Origin of the sequence: Neorhizobium fuzhouense (assembly GCF_042611105.1) — a bacterium.
In the GTDB taxonomy this organism is placed as follows: Bacteria; Pseudomonadota; Alphaproteobacteria; order Rhizobiales; family Rhizobiaceae; genus Neorhizobium; species Neorhizobium galegae_A.
The window spans coordinates 291575-311489 of sequence record NZ_JBHFFP010000004.1; the positions used below are offsets into that span (position 1 = coordinate 291575).

Consider the following 19915-nt stretch of genomic DNA (forward strand, 5'->3'; position numbering starts at 1 on the left):
TGGCTTACGACTGCCAGGTGAGATGAACCGTTTCCAGCGCATCGACCGAGGGCACCAGGACCTCCACCCGGCCCCCCACGACACGACATGAAACGACTTCATCTTTCACCAGCAGCCTTGCCGCCGCCGATGTGCGTCCCTTCGGCAATGCGATCGAAAAGGTCTGCTTACCGATTGGATAGACCTCCCTCAGGGGACCTTTCATCATCATCGGGTTGGTGAGGTTGACCAGGAAGATCGCCATGGCGTCGTCGCTTTCGTAAACGGCGATATCGATGATCCCCTTGCCTTCGACGCGGACGCGATGATCCTTGCCGATCGCCCAGTTCACCGCATTGGCGATCAGCCGGCCATGATCAGGGGCAAGCACTTTCCAGAAGACCTCGCCGATGTTCCATGGGATGTACACGACACGGCCGCCCTGTCCGGTCTCTCGGGCAATGACGGCGGCGCCCGTCGGCGCCTGTCTCGGATAGACCTCTTCCATCGGCAGATCGGGAAAGTCGGGAACGTAGAGGAACGGGGTCTCGGCCGCGGCATCCGCATCGACGGCGATCAGATGGGTTCCGCCAATGATGCGGGTGGCGCCTTCGTAACCTTGGTTCACCGGATGCGGCGCAGACAGCGCCACATAGGTGTTCTTGACCGGACCGCGGGGCGCCGCCGTCAAGGATGCGCCGAAAACACGCGACAGACCGAAATCCTCCCGTCGCGTCCCGACTTCGTCGTAAAGCGAGGTTTCGTGCGCCGCCACGACTGATCCGCCGCGCTGCACATACTGCTCGATCGCCGTGCATTGCTCGTCCGACAGATATGTCGCATTGGCCAGCACGATCAGCTTGAAGCGATCGAGCGCTTCCGGCGTCATCACCTGGTCGGACAGGAATTCAAACGGAATGCGCGCTTCCACCAAGGCATGGTAGAAACCAAGATCGTTATGCTCGGCGATATGCCTTTCCTCGGGTGCCCAGTGGCGCAGGGTCGTGGACGGATCGATGATGGCGATCTCGGCTGTCGGCTGCATTCCCTCAACCTGCGGCTCAAGCGAGGCATGCAAGTTGAATGCGTCGACGACAGGCTGAACCCAGCGATCGTCAGGAACGCAGGCATTGAACTTGGTGAACCAGGGAAACAGACCCTGGGCGATGCCATCGTGGATCCACAGTTTGATCTCCTCGCCGCTCTGAACGGAATCCTTCCAGCGATATTCTTCCTCCGGCCCGATCGAGGTGATCAGTCCGACCGGGCGGTCACGGAACGTCCCGCGAATGCGCTTGCCGTTGCGGCCGGCCGACCAGCCGACCTCCACGCCCTGACGCGCCTGATGATCGACGAACAGGATTGGGCAATGCTTCTGGATGAGCGAAAGGTCGAATTCCATCAGAGACGAACCGCTCATGTTCGGGATGAAACTGGCATGGGGGCGGACGGCCTTGACCGTTTCGTCCCAATACACCACGAGTTCGGTCAGTATTCGGCGACGCCATGCGGCCCATGCCTGCCAGGCCGGGTCGCTGGCGTCCGCCTTGGCCGGCAGGTCGAAGCCTGTTTCGGCCCTGAACCGCCTCTGATTGTCCTCGCTGTAGGAAATCCCGTGCCCCTGCCATCGGTTGGCAAAGACCGCATCCACGTCGTATTTCGTGATAATCTCGCGGATCACCTCGGTGGTGAAGTCGCGATTGTAGCTGCCCAGCGCATCGGTGACGAAAATGCCCGGAAAGGCCCAATGCTCACGGTGACGTCCGTCGCGGTTGATCGCCACCCATTCGGGATGTGCCTCAGCCGCATCCGCATGGATCGCATGCGGATCGACACGCGCCATCACGTGCATTCCCAATTTGCGCGCCCCCTCGACGATGGTCCCGAACGGATCGGTGCCGCCAATGAATTTTGACACGTAATGCAGCGGGATCTCGCTGGGGTAGTAGGCGATATAGCCGCCCGCCGAGAGGCACACCGCATTCGACTTGGTGCGCCGAAACACGTCGATCCAGAATTCCGGATCGTATTTGTCCGGATCGTCTTCCGCGAACGTCAATTGCGTCCATCGGGTGGCTGACTTGTACCATTCGGGAGAACGAGCGGTGGAAACGACGGATGCGTCTGGTCGATGCAGCATATGGGCTTTCCATGGCAATAGAGTGCCTTCGCGCCGTGAGGTGCGTGCGACAGGTTGAAGTACCCGTCCCAATCCCTGTCGGGTTAGGGACGGGACGGTGTGATCAGGCCTTGAAGAAGGTCTCGGGGTTGGCAGGCCCCGGCGTCGGATATCCCCAGGAGTTGGGCATGGTCTTGGGGACGTTCTGCATGTCGTTTCTCACCACGCCATAGCTGTCGCTCGGCAGGCAAACGCCGAAGACGTAGAACTGGTCGGCAGCGATTTCGAGGATCTCCGCCATCAACTGGCGCTGTACCTCCGGATCCGGCGAGCCGAGCACGCGGTCGTATCGTTGCAAGGCGTCTTTCACCGGCTGGGGTGGTTCGACCGCTCCCTTGGAGGCGGGATCGCGGTACCACAACTGCCACCCCTTGGCGTAAAGGGCTTCGGTTGTGTTGGGGATGAAGTAGCGCGGGTCCAGGATGGCCGCAATGCCGCCATTGCCACCGAAGCGATGCGCCGTGCCATCGTACTCGATGCCCTGGCGCACCCGAACCTCCCACAGCGACCGGTCCATGCTGCGCATCTGCACGTCGACGCCGACTGCCTGGAACATCGGCAGCGCCAGTTGGAAGATATCGAGGAATGTTGCGCGCGCCTGATCGATCTCGAATATGATCGTGGCCCGCTTGCCGCTCTCATCCAGCCGGAAACCCTCGCTGTCCTTGTTCGGCAGGATCTTGTCCAGCAGCGCATTGGCAGCATCGGGATCGTACTGGGTGAACTGCGTGGCAAGACGCTCGTTATAAAGCGGATCGCCCGCCCGAACAGCGGGTTGCGAAATCGTTCCCTGACCGATGAACACCGTGTCGATGATCGCTTGCCGGTCCAGCGCCATCGATAGCGCCGCCCTGAACTCCTTGTTGTTGTAGAGCTTGCGCTTGGCTTCATTCGGATGATTGAGATTGAGCTGGAAGACCATCTCGTTGGTTTCGGTGGAGGTCAGCGTATAGAGGCCGAACTTGCCCTGCTCCTGGGAATCGTAAAGCACTGCACGATTGGCCGGTGTGGCAATGTACTGGTCCATCAAATCGATCTCACCCTGCATGGCCTTCAGCAGCAGGACCTGCGGGTCAGCCACCATCTGGTAGACGATGCGATCCAGATAAGGCAGCTGATTGCCGTCGGTATCGACCTTCCAGTAGTAGGGATTGCGCTCGGCAACGGCGCGGTCGGTGCTTTGCCCCGGCGCGATCGACATCTTCCAAGCGTGGATGACGGGGCGCCGCGAATTCTGGAAGAATTCGTTGTCCACCACAAGACCCGCTTCCCGCTGGAACAGCTGGATCCATCCGGACGCCCCCTTTGTCTTGGCTTCCTGTTCAGCGTTGGGGTTATATTTGATGTGGAACTGCTTGAGGTAATGTTTCGGCGCCCGTGTCGTCTGGTCGTCATTCGCCCATGCCAGGCGCAGCGGGAAAAGTCCGTTGGGCGCTGCGAAGATCACCTTGAATGTGACGTCATCGATGGCCTCGAAGCGCGCCTTCTTGCCGCCGGCACGCAGATGGTTCTGACCGACATCGTTCAACCCCTCGTAGTTGAAGATATCCTCATACCAGAACATTACATCCTCGGTGGTGAAGGGCTCCCCATCCGACCATTTCATGCCCTTGCGCAGCCTGAAGGTGAATTCAGTCGCGTCGGCGTTACTCTCGTAATGTTCTGCGACGTTGGGCACCACGCCCGACCAGTCCGGTGCATAACGCACAAGAGGCTCGTAAGCCTGGTAGCGGAACAGCATCGACAGCGAGCCGCCGCCGACGATCGCACTGTTCCAGTCTCCGCCATGGGTCCCGACACGATCAAGCGGCGTGACGATCAGCGGGTTTATCGGCAAACGATCCACGACGGCTGGCAGGCTGCCGGCCTTCACCAATGCATCCAGCATGGCCGGCTCTTTGGCCGGGGCTGCCCGCGCAAGTCCTGGCATTGCGGGCATGATAACGGCAGCCGTGCTCGCAGCCAGAAATGCGCGGCGACTAAATCCTTGCATGTGTTTCCTCCTCCACTCATTGCATCGCCGGATGGCCTCCCCTCCTCAGGATCGGTCCCGCGACGTGTCTTCCGAACGGTCTTCTAAATCTGATTAGCCTCCATGATCGCGTTATTGATAGCTTGTATTATGTAATTTGTTAGGTAAAGCGTTATGTTGAATTTTGTTTGCATCACCGGGCAGGCCCCGGTCTGACGGAGAGCCATGGCCATGGGCCGCATCACATTGCAGGATATCGCCAACCACACCGGCCTTTCCAAATTCGCGGTCTCGTGCTCCCTCTCCGGAAAGCCGGGGGTTAGCGAAGCGACCCGCAAACGCGTCGAAGACGCCGCCGCGAAGCTCGGCTATCTTCGGCAGAAACCCGCAGAAGAACCGCGCGAGATCACGCTGATTTTTCATGATCGGGTCGACGCCGTCAGCTACGAACTGCGCACCATGCTTCAGGACGGCATGCAACGGGAAGCGCATCGCCTCGGCCAGCCTGTTCGTCTTCAGTGGACCCACGATGCAAACAGGGTGGAGAGCATGGTGAAGGACAGCGCGGGGATCATCCTCGTCGGTCCCCATGAGCAGAGAACACTGGATATTCTCGCTCTATCCGGCGTTCCCGTCGTCCGGTTGGGCTGGGTTGCACCTCTGGAGCAGGCCGACCATGTTGGCGGCACGGACCATGAGGCGGGCATCGCGGTCGGCGACTATCTGATCGGGCTCGGCCATCGGGACATCGCCTTCGTACAGGGCGAAGAAGGCTATCGCGGTCGCATGGAGCGCTATCGCGGCCTGCGCGAGAGCCTCGAGCAATATCCCGATGCGCGACTGCATGATTTGCGGTTCGAAGAGGATGGAGGCTTCATTCCCGCGCTGCAAAGTCTTCACAATGCCGGAGTTGCACCGACGGCCTTGTTCTGCGCCCATGATGGGCTTGCGCTTACAGCCGTTTCCGAACTCCTGGCGCGGGGTTACCGTATCCCGGAGGATATGTCGGTTGTTGGCTTCGGGGACTTTTCGGCCGCAACCCAGATCTCTCCACAGCTGACGACGATCAAAGTCCAGGGTGTGGAGATGGGGGCGACCGCGATGCGGCTTTTGCTGGAACGCATCGAAACGAAAGGTCAGTCGGTGCTGGCAAGACGTATTCTCATTGCTTCGACCTTTGTCGAGCGGCGATCATCCGGGCCCGCCCCGAAACAACCGAAGCGCCTGGGGGAGACGAAAGCTGGCTAAAGCTGTTGATGAAAAACAAACCGTCGATCTTATTATTCGGCGCACCGACCGACCGTTGCAATACAGGTCGGTTCAGCCCTCCTGAACGAAGTAATCAAGCCCCCCAAGCAGACAAAGTGCTCGCCTTTGCTCATGCTTTATAGTCCGGCGAGAGGCGATCAAGCACGCGCCTGATGCTTTCCAGATGCATCCTGGCGCTTTCCGGATCGCCTTCCCGCATTTGCTTGGCGGCCTGCGAGGCAACCTCTGGCGCGACCGGCAGCAGTCGTCGTCCGGAGCTCATTGCCTTCAACTGCACCTCGGCTGCGCGTTCGAGGTAGTAGAGATCGTCCCAAGCTTCGGCAATGTTGGGCGCACAGACCATCACGCCGTGGTTTTTCATGAACAGGATGTCCTTGTCCCCGAGGACCGAGGCGATCCTGTCGCCTTCGCTTTCGTCCAGCGCCAAACCGTTGTAATTTTCATCGACGGCCACGCGGCCGTAAAATTTCAGCGCCGTCTGGCCGGCCCAGACCAGCGGCTCGCCTTCCACCATGCTGAGCGCGGTCGCATGGGGCATATGGGTGTGGAAGGCGGCCCCGACCCGCGGCGCCATCTTGTGCAGACGCGCATGGATGAAGAAGGCCGTCGCCTCCGGCACTCCATCGCCTGCGACCACATTGCCTTCGAAATCGCAGATCAGCAAAGACGATGCCGTCGCTTCCTGAAACGCCCAACCCAGGCGGTTGACGATGAAAAGGTCTGGATGGCCGGGAACGATGGCCGAGAAATGGTTGCAGATGCCCTCTTCCAGCCCCAGCCGCGCCGCCATCCTGAGACAGGCGGCCAGATCGACCCGTGCCTGCCATATCTCATCGGTATCCAACGAGACATTGCGGCGAGCATTCGCATTTGCCTTCGGGACATTGAGTTCGTGAGCCATTGCTTGTCTCCTTGTGTTACATCCAGCCGGCCGCGGCAAGCACGGCGGGAACCTTGTCGAGCGTCGGAACGATTGCGTTGGGACGGTAGTCGTCGAGAGGTTTGCGACCTGTGCCACGATCGACCCAGATGGTACGAAAACCCAAGGCGCGCGCGGCGACAAGGTCGAGATGCGGGCTGGCGCAGATATGCACCAGGTCGTTCATGTCGATGCCAAGGCTTTGCCACGCGTGATGGAATATTTGCCCCGAAGGCTTGTAGGCTCCGGCCTGCTGGGCCGTTATCACCCGATCGACATGGCCGCCAAGCTGCGCGACGTTTCCCGCAATGATCGCGTCATCCGTGTTGGATACGATCGCCAAGCGGAAACCTGCTGCCTTCAATCTCTCAAGCGTGGCAACGACTTCCGGAAACGGTGGCATTCCGCCGATCGATGATGTCAATATTTCGGCATCCGCTGCATCAAAGGGCAGTTCGAATTCGGCCATCGCTCGTTCCAGCGCCAGGGCGCTGACGTCCGCGAAATTTCGATGCGGCCGCTCTTCCTCGAGCGCATGTTCATGCCGGTCGTAGACCGAAATGAACGCCTTTTGATCGATGGCGCCGCCTTTTGCCGACAGGATCCTGTCCATGGCGGCAAGCAGCCCCTCATCCCACTGGATAAGGGTTCCATAGCAATCGAAGGTCAGCCAGGTAGGCCGTGGGCCGGCAAGAGTCATGTCTCATCTCCTTGGTTTTCGCCACATTGACAAAAGTGATGTTCATTGAGAAATTAAATCTTCTCGTATCCTTCATTGAGAACGCAAATGACCTTCGGTTTCGATCTGGATCTCCTGAAGACCTTTGCTGCCGTTGTCGATTGTGGCAGCTTCACCAGAGCGGCCGAACGGGTCCACCTGACGCAATCGACCGTGAGCCAGCAGGTCAAGAAGCTGGAAATCAATTTCGGCACTTATCTCTTGCGGCGGGATAAATCGACGGGAACCGTGGAGACGACCGAAGCGGGTGAACTGTTTCTAAGCTATGCGCGCAAGATACTCGCATCAGCCGAGGAAGCTGCCGAGGTGATGCGACGACCGTCCGCCCCACGCACCGTTCGCCTGGGCGTACCGGAAGATTTTGCCGGACGGCGCCTCATCGACCTGTTGTCGGGATTTTCTGCAGCGTCTCCGCATATCAGGCTCGACACAGTCAGCGGCTGGAGCACCGAACTACGCCGCCTGCTGGACGCCGGCGAGATCGACCTGGCATTGATAAAGCGCGAGCCCGGCGACGGCGCGTGCCTCGCAAGCTGGAAGGAAACGCTGATCTGGGTGGAAAGCGCCACCCGTCCAACCGAGACGGATCCTGTCCCGCTGGCGGTCTTTCCTGTCGGCTGCATTTACCGCGATCGCGCCATACAGGCCATCGAACGCAGCGGTCGCCGCTGGCGAATTGCCTATACCAGCCAGGGATTGATGGGGGTGCAGGCAGCGGTCGCCTCCGGCCTCGGGATCAGCCTCTTGCCGTCCGACGCCGTGCTTCCAGAACATCGACAACTGGGGCCGTCGGATGCCTTCGCTGATCAGGCGCCATCCGAAATGGCACTGGTCAAAGGACGGACCAGCCTGTCTAGCGAAGCACGCTCGGTCGGGCAATTTCTGGCGGATAGTCTAGGGTCGTAGGATCCGGGCAGTTCCGCTGCGCCAGGTCGACATGATGGGCGGGGATGCCGCCGACGCGATCATCGCGCTCTCGCAGCGTGGAGACGGTCGATGCACTGAATGCCAACTCGAAGGCGGTAAAGCTTGCCATCACCAAGGATCCTGACAGCCCGCTCGCAAAGGCCGCCGGCCTGCACGTCATGATCAACAACGGTTCCGACGCCACTCCGTCGAGCACGGGTTACACCGGCACACTCGCCGTCGCCGGCCTCGTCGTCGACAAGATCTGCGGAGGCAGCACCGCGGATTGGAACGACATCCCGCAGCTTACAGCCCAGGTCCTCGCCGAAGCAGCGAGTAAGATGGAGAGGCTCGGCGCGCTCTTCCACGACCGCCGCGCGATCGATTGCGTCGGCGCCGGCGCCTCGCTCGGCACGGCCGACGGAGCCTCGCTTCTGATCCGCGAAGCATCGCGGGTTCCCGCCGGCCCGTCCGAAACGCGCCACTATCTCCATGGACCGATGGGATCCATGGATGCCAAGACGGGCGTCCTCGTGTTTGGCGATGGCCGGGAGTTGCAATTGGCGCGCCAGCTGGAGGAAATCGGCTGCCCGGTCCTTCTCGTCACGGCGAACCCGGACATAAAGGACGGCGCCCTGCTCACCGTCATGCGCGTGCCTGCACAGGACAATCTGATCGCGCGTGCTATCCTCGACATCCTCGTCGCTCAGCTTCTTGCGGCTCAACTATCGGACGCGGCGGGACTGACGGATACCAAGTTTCGCTATCCGCAGACGGACACCAAAATCAAGGCTGCCTGATCTCTGGAGCGCCCGCCTTCACTTCAAGGCGGGCGCTCTTTCAACGAACGTATGCAGGGCGATATCGTCGCAGTCTTGAAGCGATCTGAACCACCCGCCCGTACTCAAAGAACGGGGTGCTGGATGTCCCCGGACTTGCCCGGTATCGCGGCCAGCAAGAGCTGCGTATACGCATTTTGCGGATCGTTCAGCAACTCTTTCGTCGGGCGCAGCTCGACGATTTCTCCCTGCCGCATCACCGCGATCCGGTCGCAGACCTGGGCTGCCACATGCAGGTCATGGGTAATGAACAGCATCGCCAGATCCAGCTTGCCCTTGAGTTCCTCCAGAAGTTCCAGCACCTGCTTCTGGATCGTGACATCCAGCGCCGAAACGGATTCGTCGGCAATCAGGACATCCGGCTTCAGTGCAAGCGCCCTTGCCAATCCGATACGCTGGCGCTGACCACCGGAAAACTCATGCGGCAGACGATCGATCGAACGGGGATCGAGGCCCACCAGTTTCAGGAGATCGGCAGCCTGCTGCAGCGCCTCGCGCTTCGACACGCCATGGGCGATCGGACCGTCGGCAATGCTGAGGCCCACCTTCCGACGCGGGTTGAGCGAGGCAAAAGGATCCTGAAAGACCATCTGGATGCGCTTACGTGCATCTCGCAGGCCACTTGGCGCAAGTGCGCCGAAATCCTCGCCTCCCAGCATGATCTTGCCACCGTCCGGCTCGACCAGCCTTGTCACGAGCCGCGCCACTGTCGACTTGCCGGAACCGGATTCACCGATGATGCCGAGCGTCTCGCCGCGACGGATCTCGAAACTGACATCCTTCACCGCATGGACGGTGCGCTTCGGTTTGAACAGGCTGCCGCCGGTAACATAGGTTTTTCGCATATTGGCGACGGAGATTGCCACCGGCTTATCGCCGACGGCCGGGCGAAACGGCGGGATGCCGCTCGGCACAGCGGCGAGAAGGGCTTTCGTGTAGTCGTGGCGCGGCCGGCGCAGCACGTCGTCCGACGTGCCCTGCTCGACCACCACGCCTTTCTGCAGCACCAGCACCTCGTCGGCAATGTCTGCGACCACGCCGAAATCGTGGGTGATGAAGATCACCGACATCCCGCGCCGCTGCTGAATCTCGCGGATCAGCTTGAGGATCTGCGCCTGCGTGGTGACGTCGAGAGCGGTCGTCGGTTCGTCGGCGATCAGCACGACAGGTTCAAGCGCCAGTGCCATCGCAATCATCGCGCGCTGGCGCTGGCCGCCGGACAGCTGGTGCGGAAAGCTCTGGATGATGCGTGCGGGATCGGGCAGACCGACTTCCGTCGCCAGCTTGACCGCCTGCGCCTGCCGTTCCTCCTGTGTCAGCAGCCCATGGGCTTCGAACACTTCCACGATCTGGTCGATGATCCTCATCGACGGGTTGAGCGCCGTCATGGGCTCCTGAAAGATCATCCCGATCTGGCGACCGCGCAGGCCACGCAGGCTCTCCTTGTCGGCCTTCAGGAGATCACGGCCGCCGAACAGAATTTCCCCGCCATCGACCCGGATCGCCTTCGGGAGGAGGCCCATCACGGTCTGCGCGCAAAGCGACTTCCCGGAACCGGATTCTCCGACGATGCAAAGGATCTTGCGTTCCTCAAGATGGAAGGTCAGGTCATCGAGTGCATATCTGCGGTCTCCCCCGTCCGGAAGAGCAAGCCGAAGATTTTTGACCGACAGGATAGACGTGGACATGCTGATTTACCTCAATATCCGAGCGCCATCCCGTCCTTGCGGTGGTCGGATGCCCCCAGAAGAACGCCGCGCTCGTAGTCGATCATGATGGCCTGGCACCCGCCGATCGGCTCGTCCGCCCATTGGGTGTCGTGGCCGCGCCGTTCCAGCTCTATCTTCACATCCGGCGAAATGGTCGGCTCCAGGCTCAGCTTGCCATTGTGGCAGAAGCTGCGCGGCTGGTCGCTTGCCTGCTGAGGATCAAGATCCCGGTCGAGAATCTGGCTGACGATGTGCGCGTGGCCGGTGGCCTGATATTGGCCGCCCATGACGCCGAAGGCCATTCGGGTGCGTCCGTTTTCGGTAAGTTGCGCCGGAATGATGGTGTGGAACGGCAGCTTGCCCGACCCGATCGCATTCGGATGACCTTGCTGCACAACGAAACCGGCGCCGCGGTTCTGCAGCAGCACACCGGATTTCGGCGCGTAGATGCCGCTGCCGAAGGCAAAGAACACCGAATTGATCAGCGACATGGCATTTCCGTCGCGATCGACGACCGACACATAGACGGTGTCCTTGTGTTCAGGTCCATCCCACACGGTGGGAGCGCTTGCCTTATCAAGGCTGATCTTCGCCCGCATCGCCTCGATCGACCGATCGGACAGAAGCTTGGCGACATCGAAGGTTGTATGCTCTGGATCGGCAATCAGCTGGTCGCGCCTGGCATAGGCGGCCTTGCTGGCTTCGGCGAGGAGATGAATGCGATCCGCTTCGGAGAGTTTCGGGTCGCGGAGATCGAAACCCTCGAGGATACGGGCAATCAAAAGCGCTGCCAGACCCTGCCCGTTCGGAGGGCACTCGATGAGATCCATGCCACGATAGCCGGCACGGATCGGGGCGGTTTCGAATGCGCGGTAGGATGAAAAATCACTCTCCTCGTGCAGGCCGCCGAGCGACTTCAGCAATGCCGTCATTTCCTCGGCGACCGGTCCGGCATAGAAGGCGTCACGGCCGTGGTCGGCAATCCGGCGAAGGGTGGCGGCCAGCGCCGGGTTGGCCATGCGCTCACCGGTCTTCGGCGCTCGGCCGTTCGGCAGAAAATAGGCGGCGGCATCCGGATATTTCTGCACCCGGCTGGCATAGCGCACCCAATCGAGTTCGACACGGGGCGTGATGCAGTAGCCGTTCTCGGCAGCCTCGATCGCCGGCGCAAGCACGCGGCCGAGGTCCCGCCCGCCATAGGTTGCAATGAGGTGGCACCAGGCATCGACCGCGCCCGGCACCGTCACCGCGTGGGGGCTGTCGTCAGCGATCGTGGTGATGCCCCGTTCGAGGAAGTAATCAAGCGCGGCGGCCCTCGGCGCACGGCCGGAACCGTTCAGTGCAATAGGCTTTCCGCCCGCCGGCGTATAGAGGGCGAAACAATCGCCGCCAATGCCGGTCATATGCGGGTCGATGACCGATTGCAGGGCGACGGCAGCCACAGCCGCGTCCACGGCATTGCCACCGGCGCGCAGGATATCGACGGCGGCAAGGGTTGCCTGCGGATGAGACGTTGCCGCCATGCCACGATCGGAAATCGCAACCGACCGGCCTGGCTTGAAGAAATCACGCTGCTGCACTGGCACTCCCCCTTCCCTTCAATGTCTCGATGTTCAACTTTTCAGCCGCAGCTTCGTCGCAGAAGACCGAGACCGCACCATGCCGCCACAGAGCCGAGGCTGGACAATCAAGGCTTACCGGCCCTTGCAATGCCGCAGCCAGAGCTTCGGCTTTCGCGGATCCCGTCGCCAGCAGCACAATTTCGCGCGCTTCAAGGATCGTGCCTATCCCCATGGTCAGGGCCGTCGCCGGAGGTGTCTCGCCCTCCGGAAAATCGCGGCGATTGGCATCAATGGTCGATTGCGTCAGCAGAACCTCGCGCGTGCGGCTGTCATGCGCAGAGCCTGGCTCGTTGAAACCGATATGGCCGTTACGGCCGATGCCGAGCAATTGCAGGGCAATCCCGCCATTCTCCGCGATCTTCTCTTCATAAGCGCTTGCGGCCGCCTCGATATCGGATGCGGAGCCGTCGGGGATATGCACCTGGCCAGGGTCGATGTCGATGTGGTCGAACAGGAGGTCGCGCATGTAATAGGCGAAGCTTGCAGGATGATCCGGGGCAAGGCCGACATACTCATCAAGGTTGAAGCAGCGCACGGCGCGCCACGACACGTCGGATCTGCCAATCAGCGATTTGTAGACCATACGGGGGGTCGCGCCGGTCGCAAGCCCCAGCGTGACGCTTGGCTCTCTACGGATACGCCCTGCGATCAGCTCGGCCACAGCCTCGCAGGCAAGCTCGGCAGTCTGGTGAATCTTCACGGAAGGACGCCGCATGTCGTTCGCGCTCACGCCGCCCCCTCCAGAGATCTGGAGGCGGCCGCATCGGGCCCCCGCAAGGTCAGACCGAACAACGACTGGTAAAATGCTTCCTGCGCGACGGCGACTGCCCCCAGGATCCCCGCGCGGTTTCCAAGCGAGCTGATAACGCATGCGGGCGGCACTGGCATGCACCGTGCAAGATGAAATTCCACACGACCGATCAGCTCGGCACGCGATCCGACGCTGCCGCCAAAGATGACCCGTTCCGGATCAAGAACGGCGGCGATTGCGGCAATCGCGACGGCCACGACGCGCCCCACTTCGTCGATCACGGCGTCCGTTGCCGCATCGTTTCGCTCAAAGATCTCACGAACCGTCAGCCCGTCCCCGCCGCCGTTGCCGGCATGGCGCGAGCGGATGGCCGCACTGCCGACAGATGCCTCCAGCACGCCCTGGCCGAATGCGGCGGAGTTGAAGGGATCGCCGCCGATCGGCAAGGTCGAGATCTCTCCGGCCGCGCCCCGGGAGCCGCGAATGAGCCGCCGCTCGCTGATGATGCCCATGCCGACCCCGGTGCCGAGCGCCACAAAAACAAAGTTGTCGATGTCCTGCCCGTCTCCGAGCGCCTGCTCGCCCTTGGCCGCGACATTGACGTCGTTTTCGAGAACCACCGGAAAGCCGAGGCGGTCAGCAAGCGCACCCTCGAAATCGAAATCGGCCATGCCGGCAATATTGGGCATCATGGTGATGCGCCGTGTCTTGGGATCGACAGCCCCCGGAACGCCGATTGCGCCCATGCGCACCTGCTTCGGATCGATGCCCCTCTTTTCGGTCATATTGACGAACAGCGACGACAATTGTGCGACCAGATCCATGCCGCCGCGGGTATCGGTCGGCTCGATCCGGTCCTCGATGACCGCACCCGAGAGATCGGCGATGGACGCGTGGACCTTGGTTCCGCCAACGTCGACGCCCAAGAGGAAGGCTTTACGCGGATTGAGTTCATAGTTGACCGCGCTGCGCCCAACGCCACCTTGCGTGCGGCCCGTCTCGCGTACCCAACCCTCTACTTCCAGGTCTCGGACGATCTCCGACATGGCCTGCTTCGACAGTCCGGTCACGCGTGCCAACTCGGCACGCGAAATCGGCGAGTTATCGATGATCGTGCGGAGCACGGTGCGCGATGTGATCTGTCGCGTCAGCGGTGCCAGTCCAGAAATATCGGTCATGGGTCCATTCAATTAGTCATTTTCGAAGACCAATTTAACTCGCTTCTGCACGCTGTCAATCGCTCAAGATCTAAAATCGATTGAATTTAGGGTCCATGGACAGCGTAGAAAATTATTTAGTCACTCTGCTTTACAATCGATGCGTTCTTGTGCATCACTGACCAAGGTACAAAACCTGGGCAAAACGCGTTGATGACGCGGATTTGAGGATGAATAATGGGAACGCAGATCAAACTGGCGATGATGGCGACCGCCATCGCAATGACTTTCACGTCTGCTCAGGCAGCAACACTGCGCGTCGGCATGCAGGACGATCCTGACGCACTGGATCCGGCAACGTCCGGCACCTATGCCGGACGCATCGTCTTTGCCGCAATGTGCGACAAACTCGTCGATATTGATGCCAAGCTCGGGATCGTTCCGCAGTTGGCAACCGCATGGACCTGGAACGCCGAGGGCACCGAAGTCACCCTTACCCTGCGCGATGGCGTCAAATTCCAGGACGGCACGCCGTTCAATGCGGAGGCCGTGAAGTTCAACATCGAGCGGATGAAATCGCTGAAGGATTCCAAGCGCAAGGGCGAACTCGCGCCGATTGACAGCGTTACCATCGTCGATGCGAACCACGTGTCCTTCAAGCTGAAATCCGCCTTTGCCCCGCTGCTCGCGGTTCTCTCGGACCGAGCCGGCATGATGGTGTCTCCGACGGCGGCTGCCGAAGGCAAGGAATTTTCCGCCAATCCGGTCTGCGCTGGCCCCTTCAAGTACAAGGAGCGCCGCGCCCGTGACGTGATCTCGCTCGAGAAATTCGACGGATACTGGAATGCCGCAGCGATCGGCTACGACGCCCTACAATATCTCTACATCCCGGACTCGACCGTCCGCCTTTCCCGCCTCCAGGCGGGTGACCTCGAAATCGCCGAGCGCATCGCGCCGACAGATCTTGCTGCAGTGCGCAGCAGCAAGGCGCTGGCGCTGCACACCTCGCCCGGCCTTGCGGTCTCGCACCTGATGATCAATGTCGGCAATGGCGAAAAATCCGGAGCGATCGGCAAGGATGCAAAGCTGCGCCAGGCCCTCGAGCTTTCGATCGACCGCAACGTCATCAACAAGGTCGCCTTCGCCGGCGAATTTGTTGCCGATAACCAGATGATCCCGCCGTCCAGCATCTTCTATGACAAATCCAAGCCGGCACCGGCCCGCAACATCGAAAAGGCAAAGGCCCTGATCGCCGAAGCGGGCGGTGCTGCACCTGTCGTTGAGATCACCTATGAAAACTCGCTCGCCGATGGCCGCGTGGCGCAGATCATCCAGTCAATGGCTAGCGAAGCGGGCTTTAAAATCGAGCTGGTCCCGCTGGAAACGGCCTCTGCCGTAGAGCGCTATCTCGCCGGCAACTTCCAGGCCTATATCGGCAACTGGAGCGGCCGTGCCGATCCGGATCCGACGCTCTTCTCCTTCTTCGGCAAGGAGGGCAGCCAGAACGTCAACAAGTACAGCAATCCAGACATGGACAAGACGCTGGGCGAGGCGCGTGCCAGTGCCGACGAGGAGCAGCGCAAGGCTCTTTACGCAAAGGCAACGGAAATCTATCTCCGCGACCTTCCCACGATCCCGCTCTACCACCCGAACTGGTTCTACGCATCGCGCGCCAATATCGACGGCATCACCATCTTCCCCGATGGCCTGCTGCGCCTGACCAACGTCAAGCCTGCGAAGTAAGCCGATCCACGCCTGATCAGCCATTGCGTCAATCATCCCGCCAGCTGTCCGATGCAGCTGGCGGGACTACCCGAGAAAGCTCATGCTCTCCTACGTCCTGCGTCGCCTGGCGATTGCCATACCCACACTTCTGCTCGTCTCGATCCTGGTTTTCAGCCTTCTGAAATTCCTGCCCGGCGATCCGGCAATCGCGCTCGCCGGCGAGGAACGGGATCCGGCTGTGATCGAGTTCCTGCGGCAGAAGTACAGCCTCGATCAGCCTCTCTACATACAGTACGGGAAATGGCTTGCAGGCATCGTGCAGGGCGATTTCGGGCTGTCGATCCGAACACGGCTCCCCATCGGCGAGATGATCGCGCAGAAGCTGCCGGTCACGATCCAGCTGTCGGTGATGGCCATGGTTCTTGCGACCCTCATCGGCATTCCGGCCGGCATCATCGCGGCCCTGAAGCGGGGCACAGTGGCAGATTACGGCGTCAGCATGATCGGCCTGACCGGCCTTTCGGTGCCAAGCTTCTGGCTCGGCATCATGCTGATCCTGCTGTTTGCCGTGACGCTTGGATGGTTCCCGTCCGGTGGTTATGTCGCTTTCTTCGATTCCCCGGTCGATAATCTGCGGCACACGCTTCTGCCAAGCCTCGTGCTGGGCACAGCTGCTGCAGCCATCGTCATGCGCCATACCCGCAGCGCCATGCTGCAGGTGATGAAGCAGGATTATGTTCGCACCGCCCGCGCCAAGGGCCTGAAGGAGCGCATCGTCGTCGTCCGTCACGTGTTGCGCAACAGCCTCGTACCCGTCGTCACCATGAGCACGCTGCATCTCGGCGAGCTTCTGTCCGGAGCGGTTCTGACCGAACAGGTGTTCGGCATTCCGGGCTTCGGCAAGATGATCGTCGATGGCGTCTTCAGCCGCGACTATGCCGTGGTCCAGGCGGTGGTTCTCTGCTCGGCGGCACTGTTCCTTCTGATGAACCTTCTCGCCGATATCGCCTATGTCATTCTGAGCCCGAGGTTGCGCGGATGAATACCTCCAATGCCATGCTTCAATTGCCGAGCACATCCGCAAGGAAGCAGTCCGTCCTCTCGCGATGCCTGCGCCAGCCCGGCGTGATGATCGGCGGAACGATCATCCTGTTCTTCGTGCTGGTTGCAGTCACGGCCCCCCTGATCGCGCCTTACCAGCCCAATGCGTCGGACTGGATGGCGATAAGGCAAGGTCCGACAGCGGCTCACTGGTTCGGCACCGACGATCTCGGTCGCGATATCCTGACGCGCATCATCTATGGCACGCAAGCGTCGCTGCTGGTCGGCATCCTGTCCGTCACCATCGCCATTGCCATCGGCGTTCCACTCGGAATGATCGCCGGCTATTTCGGCGGTGTCGTCGACATGGTGATCTCGCGCGTGAGCGATGCCCTGCTCGCCTGCCCCTTCCTGGTGCTGGCTATCGCCTTCGCGGCGTTTCTTGGCGCAAGCCTTGAAAACGCGATGATTGCGATCGGCATATCCGCGATGCCGATCTTCGTGCGCTTGACGCGCGGACAGGTGATGACAGTCAAGGCGGAGGATTATATCGACGCCGCACGCCTCCTCGGTGTGCCGCATCGCAAGATCATGCTCACCTACATCCTGCCCAATGCCATGGCGCCGATCATTGTCCAGGCGACGATCACCATGGCGACTGCGGTTCTGGCGGAGGCAAGCCTTGCCTTTCTCGGTCTCGGCCAGCGCCCTCCGGCCCCCTCCTGGGGCACCATGCTGGATGTCGCAAGACAATTTCTGACGGAATCGCCCTGGATGGCGATCTGGCCGGGTGTCGCGATCATCTTGCTGGTGATGGGCTTCAATCTGCTCGGCGACGGCCTCAACGACGCGCTTGATCCAAGGCGCGACGACTGACGTTCGTCTGCAATCACCCTGATCAGAGGGTGGCGAAGATTTCAAACACGATGCGGCGAAAGGCAATCGAGGGGTCGATCTGAGCGTCTTTCCCGCTCGTCACAAGCAGCCCGATCTTGAGCTCTCCGAGTCCTACGTCTGCGCCAAAGATTTTCGATGCGATAGGCTTTTGCAACGAAAGCCTTGAGGCGTACATGCGCCACGGCGTGACGACCGACGGCGCGTTGGTGGAAGCCCGACACCTGCTTGAGGGAAAAAGAAGCGGCGGGGCCTTTCAGCCTCTGCCCGTTGCCTGAGGCGATGCCTGCATCGTGGTTCGACCGGCTTTTGAAGGAGCCGGCCGGTGAGACCACACCCAATGTCCTCGTCGCCGGAACGCCCCAAGCGTCAGCCTGCACTGACCACACCACCCGTCGGCGCGGAGGCTGCCTCGAAGGGCGGGACGATGACCATTTGCGGCACCGTGACGAGGCCCTTGTCGGTGATGCGGATTTCCGGAATGACGGAGAGCGGAATGAGGTTGAAGCCCATATAGGGAATGGTGCAGCCGGCCTTTTCCCACTCCACCTTGAGCGCCTGCACTTCGGCCGAGACCTCATGGACGCGCTTGTCGGACATGAGCCCCGCAACCGGCAGCGGCACCATGGCCGTCACCTTGCCATCCTGCACCACGCAGACCCCCCCCTGATGGTCCTCGATGGCGCGCAGCGCCACCTGCATATCGGCCTCGTTGGTGCCGGCAATGATGATGTTGTGGCTGTCATGACCGACCGACGAGGCAACCGCGCCGCTCTTCAGTGCAAAATTAGACAGCAGCGCATGCGCCACATTGCCGTCCGATTTCCCGTGGCGCTCGATGACTGTCACAAAGCACAGTCCGTGGCGGGAAAATTGGGTTTCCCAGTCTTTTGCTGGCTCCAGCGTGATCTTCTCGTGGACGAGGACGATGCCCGGCAGTTCGGTGCGGATGGTATTGGCCACCACCGTCCCCTCCGGCAGATCCGGGGTCAGCTTCACGGCCTTGGGCAGCTTGACCGTGTGATAGGCCGTGTCCGGATAGCGCCAACGATTGGAGAGCGCGGCGTCGAGAACCGGCGTGATCGCCTTCTGGTCCACCACCAGTTCGCCACCATACCAGGTGCTGATCGGGTTCAAATCGTCGTCCAGCATCACCAGATCGGCGCGGCGCCCGCCCCCGAGACCGCCGATATCGTTTTCCATGCCAAAGCGGGTCGCGCCGTGCAGCGAGCCCATCGCCCAGGCCTGTTCCGGCGTCATGCCGGCGCGGCGGGCTTCGCGCACCACCCAATCGAGGCCAAAGGCCAGAAGATCTTCCGCGTCGCGGTCATCGGTGCACACAGCGATGCGCTTGTGGGAGGCGCCAAGCTCGGTGACCGTGCGGATCGCATCCGGCAGCGAGTGCCACGGGGTCGTCGGCGGCCCGCCACGCAGGAAGAGCCATATACCGGCTTCCAGGAGATCGTCGGCAATATCGCGATCAATGGCTTCATGGGTATCGGTCACGCCCGATGCCGCATAGGCCGAGACGAACTCGCGACCATAGACATGGCCGGAGACCGGCCGTCCACGCGAAAGGGCGGCGGCCAGGATGGCATGCGAGCGCTCGTCCCCCATGGTTACGGGCACGAAATCCATTTTTTCGCCGAGCGCCACGGCTTCCGGCCAGGCGTCGAACAGCGCTGCGATCTTCTGCGCCGTCAGATCGCCGCCTGCCGTTTCGAGGTCGGGCGATGTTGCCGGAACCGTAGAGGGAACCGTGAGGAAGATGGAGAGCGGCGCATGGCGGGCATCCTCCAGCATGGCCTCGACGCCGGCGACATCCATGACATTGCCGATCTCGTGGCTGTCGCAAAAGATCGTCGTCGTGCCGTTGAGAAGCGCCGCCTCGGCATAGGCGCAAGCCGTCACCATGCTCGATTCGATATGGATGTGCGGATCAACGAGACCCGGTGCGAGAATCCCGCCTTTGGCATCATAGCGCAGAGCGCTTTGGCTTTTCGACGTGCCGGAGGGCTTGACGGCTGCAATGCGGCCGCCGGCAATCCAGATCTCGCGATCCGGCAGGATACGCTCGGAATAGGTCGAGAGAACCCGGGCTCCGGTGATCACCAGGTCCGGGCTGGCACGGCCGGACGCCACATCGGCCAGCCGGCGTGTCATGCCGGCAAGCGGGGCTACGGAAAATCGGGTCAGCGCCATGGGTCGTCTCCT

15 protein-coding genes are annotated in these 19915 nt (G+C 61.2%); 6 read left to right on the plus strand and 9 right to left on the minus strand.

Annotated elements, in window-relative coordinates:
• Nucleotides 1–4 precede the first annotated feature (4 nt).
• Both ACEXP3_RS10050 and ACEXP3_RS10055 read right to left on the minus strand, forming a co-directional pair.
• Nucleotides 5–2119: a family 10 glycosylhydrolase gene (locus tag ACEXP3_RS10050; protein WP_377297139.1), complete on the minus strand. Its 2115-nt coding sequence runs from the start codon at nucleotides 2117–2119 to the stop codon at nucleotides 5–7.
• A gap of 103 nt (nucleotides 2120–2222) precedes the next feature.
• Entirely contained in the window at nucleotides 2223–4151 is a 1929-nt protein-coding gene (locus ACEXP3_RS10055; RefSeq protein WP_377297140.1) for an ABC transporter substrate-binding protein, read from the minus strand.
• 210 nt (nucleotides 4152–4361) lie between these two features.
• On the opposite strand from ACEXP3_RS10055, the gene ACEXP3_RS10060 reads away from it, so the two are divergent.
• Nucleotides 4362–5378: a LacI family DNA-binding transcriptional regulator gene (locus ACEXP3_RS10060; protein WP_377297141.1), complete on the plus strand. Its 1017-nt coding sequence runs from the start codon at nucleotides 4362–4364 to the stop codon at nucleotides 5376–5378.
• Nucleotides 5379–5508: 130 nt separating this feature from the next.
• On the opposite strand, the gene ACEXP3_RS10065 is transcribed toward ACEXP3_RS10060, so the two are convergent.
• Nucleotides 5509–6300 (minus strand): aldolase, encoded by a 792-nt coding sequence (locus ACEXP3_RS10065; protein ID WP_377297142.1) that lies wholly within the window; start codon nucleotides 6298–6300, stop codon nucleotides 5509–5511.
• Nucleotides 6301–6316: 16 nt separating this feature from the next.
• Nucleotides 6317–7018 (minus strand): haloacid dehalogenase type II, encoded by a 702-nt coding sequence (locus tag ACEXP3_RS10070; RefSeq protein WP_377297143.1) that lies wholly within the window; start codon nucleotides 7016–7018, stop codon nucleotides 6317–6319.
• Between the two features lie 87 nt (nucleotides 7019–7105).
• Here ACEXP3_RS10070 and ACEXP3_RS10075 point away from each other — a divergent pair, with 87 nt between their 5' ends.
• Together ACEXP3_RS10075 and ACEXP3_RS10080 are read left to right on the plus strand one after the other, a co-directional pair.
• Nucleotides 7106–7963 (plus strand): LysR family transcriptional regulator, encoded by an 858-nt coding sequence (locus tag ACEXP3_RS10075; RefSeq protein WP_377297144.1) that lies wholly within the window; start codon nucleotides 7106–7108, stop codon nucleotides 7961–7963.
• Between the two features lie 44 nt (nucleotides 7964–8007).
• Nucleotides 8008–8763, plus strand: coding sequence for an SIS domain-containing protein (locus ACEXP3_RS10080; protein ID WP_377297145.1), 756 nt, complete (start codon nucleotides 8008–8010; stop codon nucleotides 8761–8763).
• Nucleotides 8764–8867: 104 nt separating this feature from the next.
• Here ACEXP3_RS10080 and ACEXP3_RS10085 read toward each other — a convergent pair whose 3' ends face one another.
• From ACEXP3_RS10085 to ACEXP3_RS10100, 4 genes are read right to left on the minus strand one after another with little or no spacing between them, the layout of a single operon-like run.
• A complete protein-coding gene (locus ACEXP3_RS10085; RefSeq protein WP_377297146.1) occupies nucleotides 8868–10490 on the minus strand; it encodes an ABC transporter ATP-binding protein in 1623 nt (540 codons plus the stop codon).
• Between the two features lie 11 nt (nucleotides 10491–10501).
• Entirely contained in the window at nucleotides 10502–12034 is a 1533-nt protein-coding gene (gene ggt, locus ACEXP3_RS10090) for a gamma-glutamyltransferase (RefSeq protein WP_377297202.1), read from the minus strand.
• A 43-nt stretch (nucleotides 12035–12077) separates the two neighbouring features.
• The gene (gene nagB / locus ACEXP3_RS10095) at nucleotides 12078–12863 is read right to left on the minus strand and encodes a glucosamine-6-phosphate deaminase (protein ID WP_377297147.1); all 786 of its coding nucleotides are present in this window, start codon (nucleotides 12861–12863) and stop codon (nucleotides 12078–12080) included.
• Complete coding sequence (locus tag ACEXP3_RS10100; protein WP_377297148.1) at nucleotides 12860–14062, minus strand: ROK family transcriptional regulator; 1203 nt, start codon at nucleotides 14060–14062, stop codon at nucleotides 12860–12862. The genes nagB and ACEXP3_RS10100 overlap by 4 nt, the downstream gene beginning before the upstream one ends.
• Nucleotides 14063–14278: 216 nt before the next feature.
• Here ACEXP3_RS10100 and ACEXP3_RS10105 point away from each other — a divergent pair, with 216 nt between their 5' ends.
• The 3 genes from ACEXP3_RS10105 to ACEXP3_RS10115 all read left to right on the plus strand — a co-directional run bounded on the left by ACEXP3_RS10105 (nucleotide 14279) and on the right by ACEXP3_RS10115 (nucleotide 17683).
• Nucleotides 14279–15784: an ABC transporter substrate-binding protein gene (locus tag ACEXP3_RS10105; protein ID WP_377297149.1), complete on the plus strand. Its 1506-nt coding sequence runs from the start codon at nucleotides 14279–14281 to the stop codon at nucleotides 15782–15784.
• A gap of 82 nt (nucleotides 15785–15866) precedes the next feature.
• Nucleotides 15867–16808 (plus strand): ABC transporter permease, encoded by a 942-nt coding sequence (locus ACEXP3_RS10110; RefSeq protein ID WP_377297150.1) that lies wholly within the window; start codon nucleotides 15867–15869, stop codon nucleotides 16806–16808.
• A 14-nt stretch (nucleotides 16809–16822) separates the two neighbouring features.
• The gene (locus tag ACEXP3_RS10115) at nucleotides 16823–17683 is read left to right on the plus strand and encodes an ABC transporter permease (RefSeq protein ID WP_377297203.1); all 861 of its coding nucleotides are present in this window, start codon (nucleotides 16823–16825) and stop codon (nucleotides 17681–17683) included.
• Between the two features lie 387 nt (nucleotides 17684–18070).
• Here ACEXP3_RS10115 and ACEXP3_RS10120 read toward each other — a convergent pair whose 3' ends face one another.
• Complete coding sequence (locus ACEXP3_RS10120) at nucleotides 18071–19903, minus strand: adenine deaminase (RefSeq protein ID WP_377297151.1); 1833 nt, start codon at nucleotides 19901–19903, stop codon at nucleotides 18071–18073.
• Nucleotides 19904–19915: the final 12 nt, after the last annotated feature.

Bases quoted from the DNA above. Each gene is read 5' to 3' on its own strand.
- ACEXP3_RS10050 (WP_377297139.1), bottom strand. From the start codon at position 2,119: ATGCTGCATCGACCAGACGCATCCGTCGTTTCCACCGCTCGTTCTCCC.
- ACEXP3_RS10055 (WP_377297140.1), bottom strand. From the start codon at position 4,151: ATGCAAGGATTTAGTCGCCGCGCATTTCTGGCTGCGAGCACGGCTGCC.
- ACEXP3_RS10060 (WP_377297141.1), top strand. From the start codon at position 4,362: ATGGGCCGCATCACATTGCAGGATATCGCCAACCACACCGGCCTTTCC.
- ACEXP3_RS10065 (WP_377297142.1), bottom strand. From the start codon at position 6,300: ATGGCTCACGAACTCAATGTCCCGAAGGCAAATGCGAATGCTCGCCGC.
- ACEXP3_RS10070 (WP_377297143.1), bottom strand. From the start codon at position 7,018: ATGACTCTTGCCGGCCCACGGCCTACCTGGCTGACCTTCGATTGCTAT.
- ACEXP3_RS10075 (WP_377297144.1), top strand. From the start codon at position 7,106: ATGACCTTCGGTTTCGATCTGGATCTCCTGAAGACCTTTGCTGCCGTT.
- ACEXP3_RS10080 (WP_377297145.1), top strand. From the start codon at position 8,008: ATGCCGCCGACGCGATCATCGCGCTCTCGCAGCGTGGAGACGGTCGAT.
- ACEXP3_RS10085 (WP_377297146.1), bottom strand. From the start codon at position 10,490: ATGTCCACGTCTATCCTGTCGGTCAAAAATCTTCGGCTTGCTCTTCCG.
- ggt (WP_377297202.1), bottom strand. From the start codon at position 12,034: ATGGCGGCAACGTCTCATCCGCAGGCAACCCTTGCCGCCGTCGATATC.
- ACEXP3_RS10100 (WP_377297148.1), bottom strand. From the start codon at position 14,062: ATGACCGATATTTCTGGACTGGCACCGCTGACGCGACAGATCACATCG.
- ACEXP3_RS10105 (WP_377297149.1), top strand. From the start codon at position 14,279: ATGGGAACGCAGATCAAACTGGCGATGATGGCGACCGCCATCGCAATG.
- ACEXP3_RS10110 (WP_377297150.1), top strand. From the start codon at position 15,867: ATGCTCTCCTACGTCCTGCGTCGCCTGGCGATTGCCATACCCACACTT.
- ACEXP3_RS10115 (WP_377297203.1), top strand. From the start codon at position 16,823: ATGCTTCAATTGCCGAGCACATCCGCAAGGAAGCAGTCCGTCCTCTCG.
- ACEXP3_RS10120 (WP_377297151.1), bottom strand. From the start codon at position 19,903: ATGGCGCTGACCCGATTTTCCGTAGCCCCGCTTGCCGGCATGACACGC.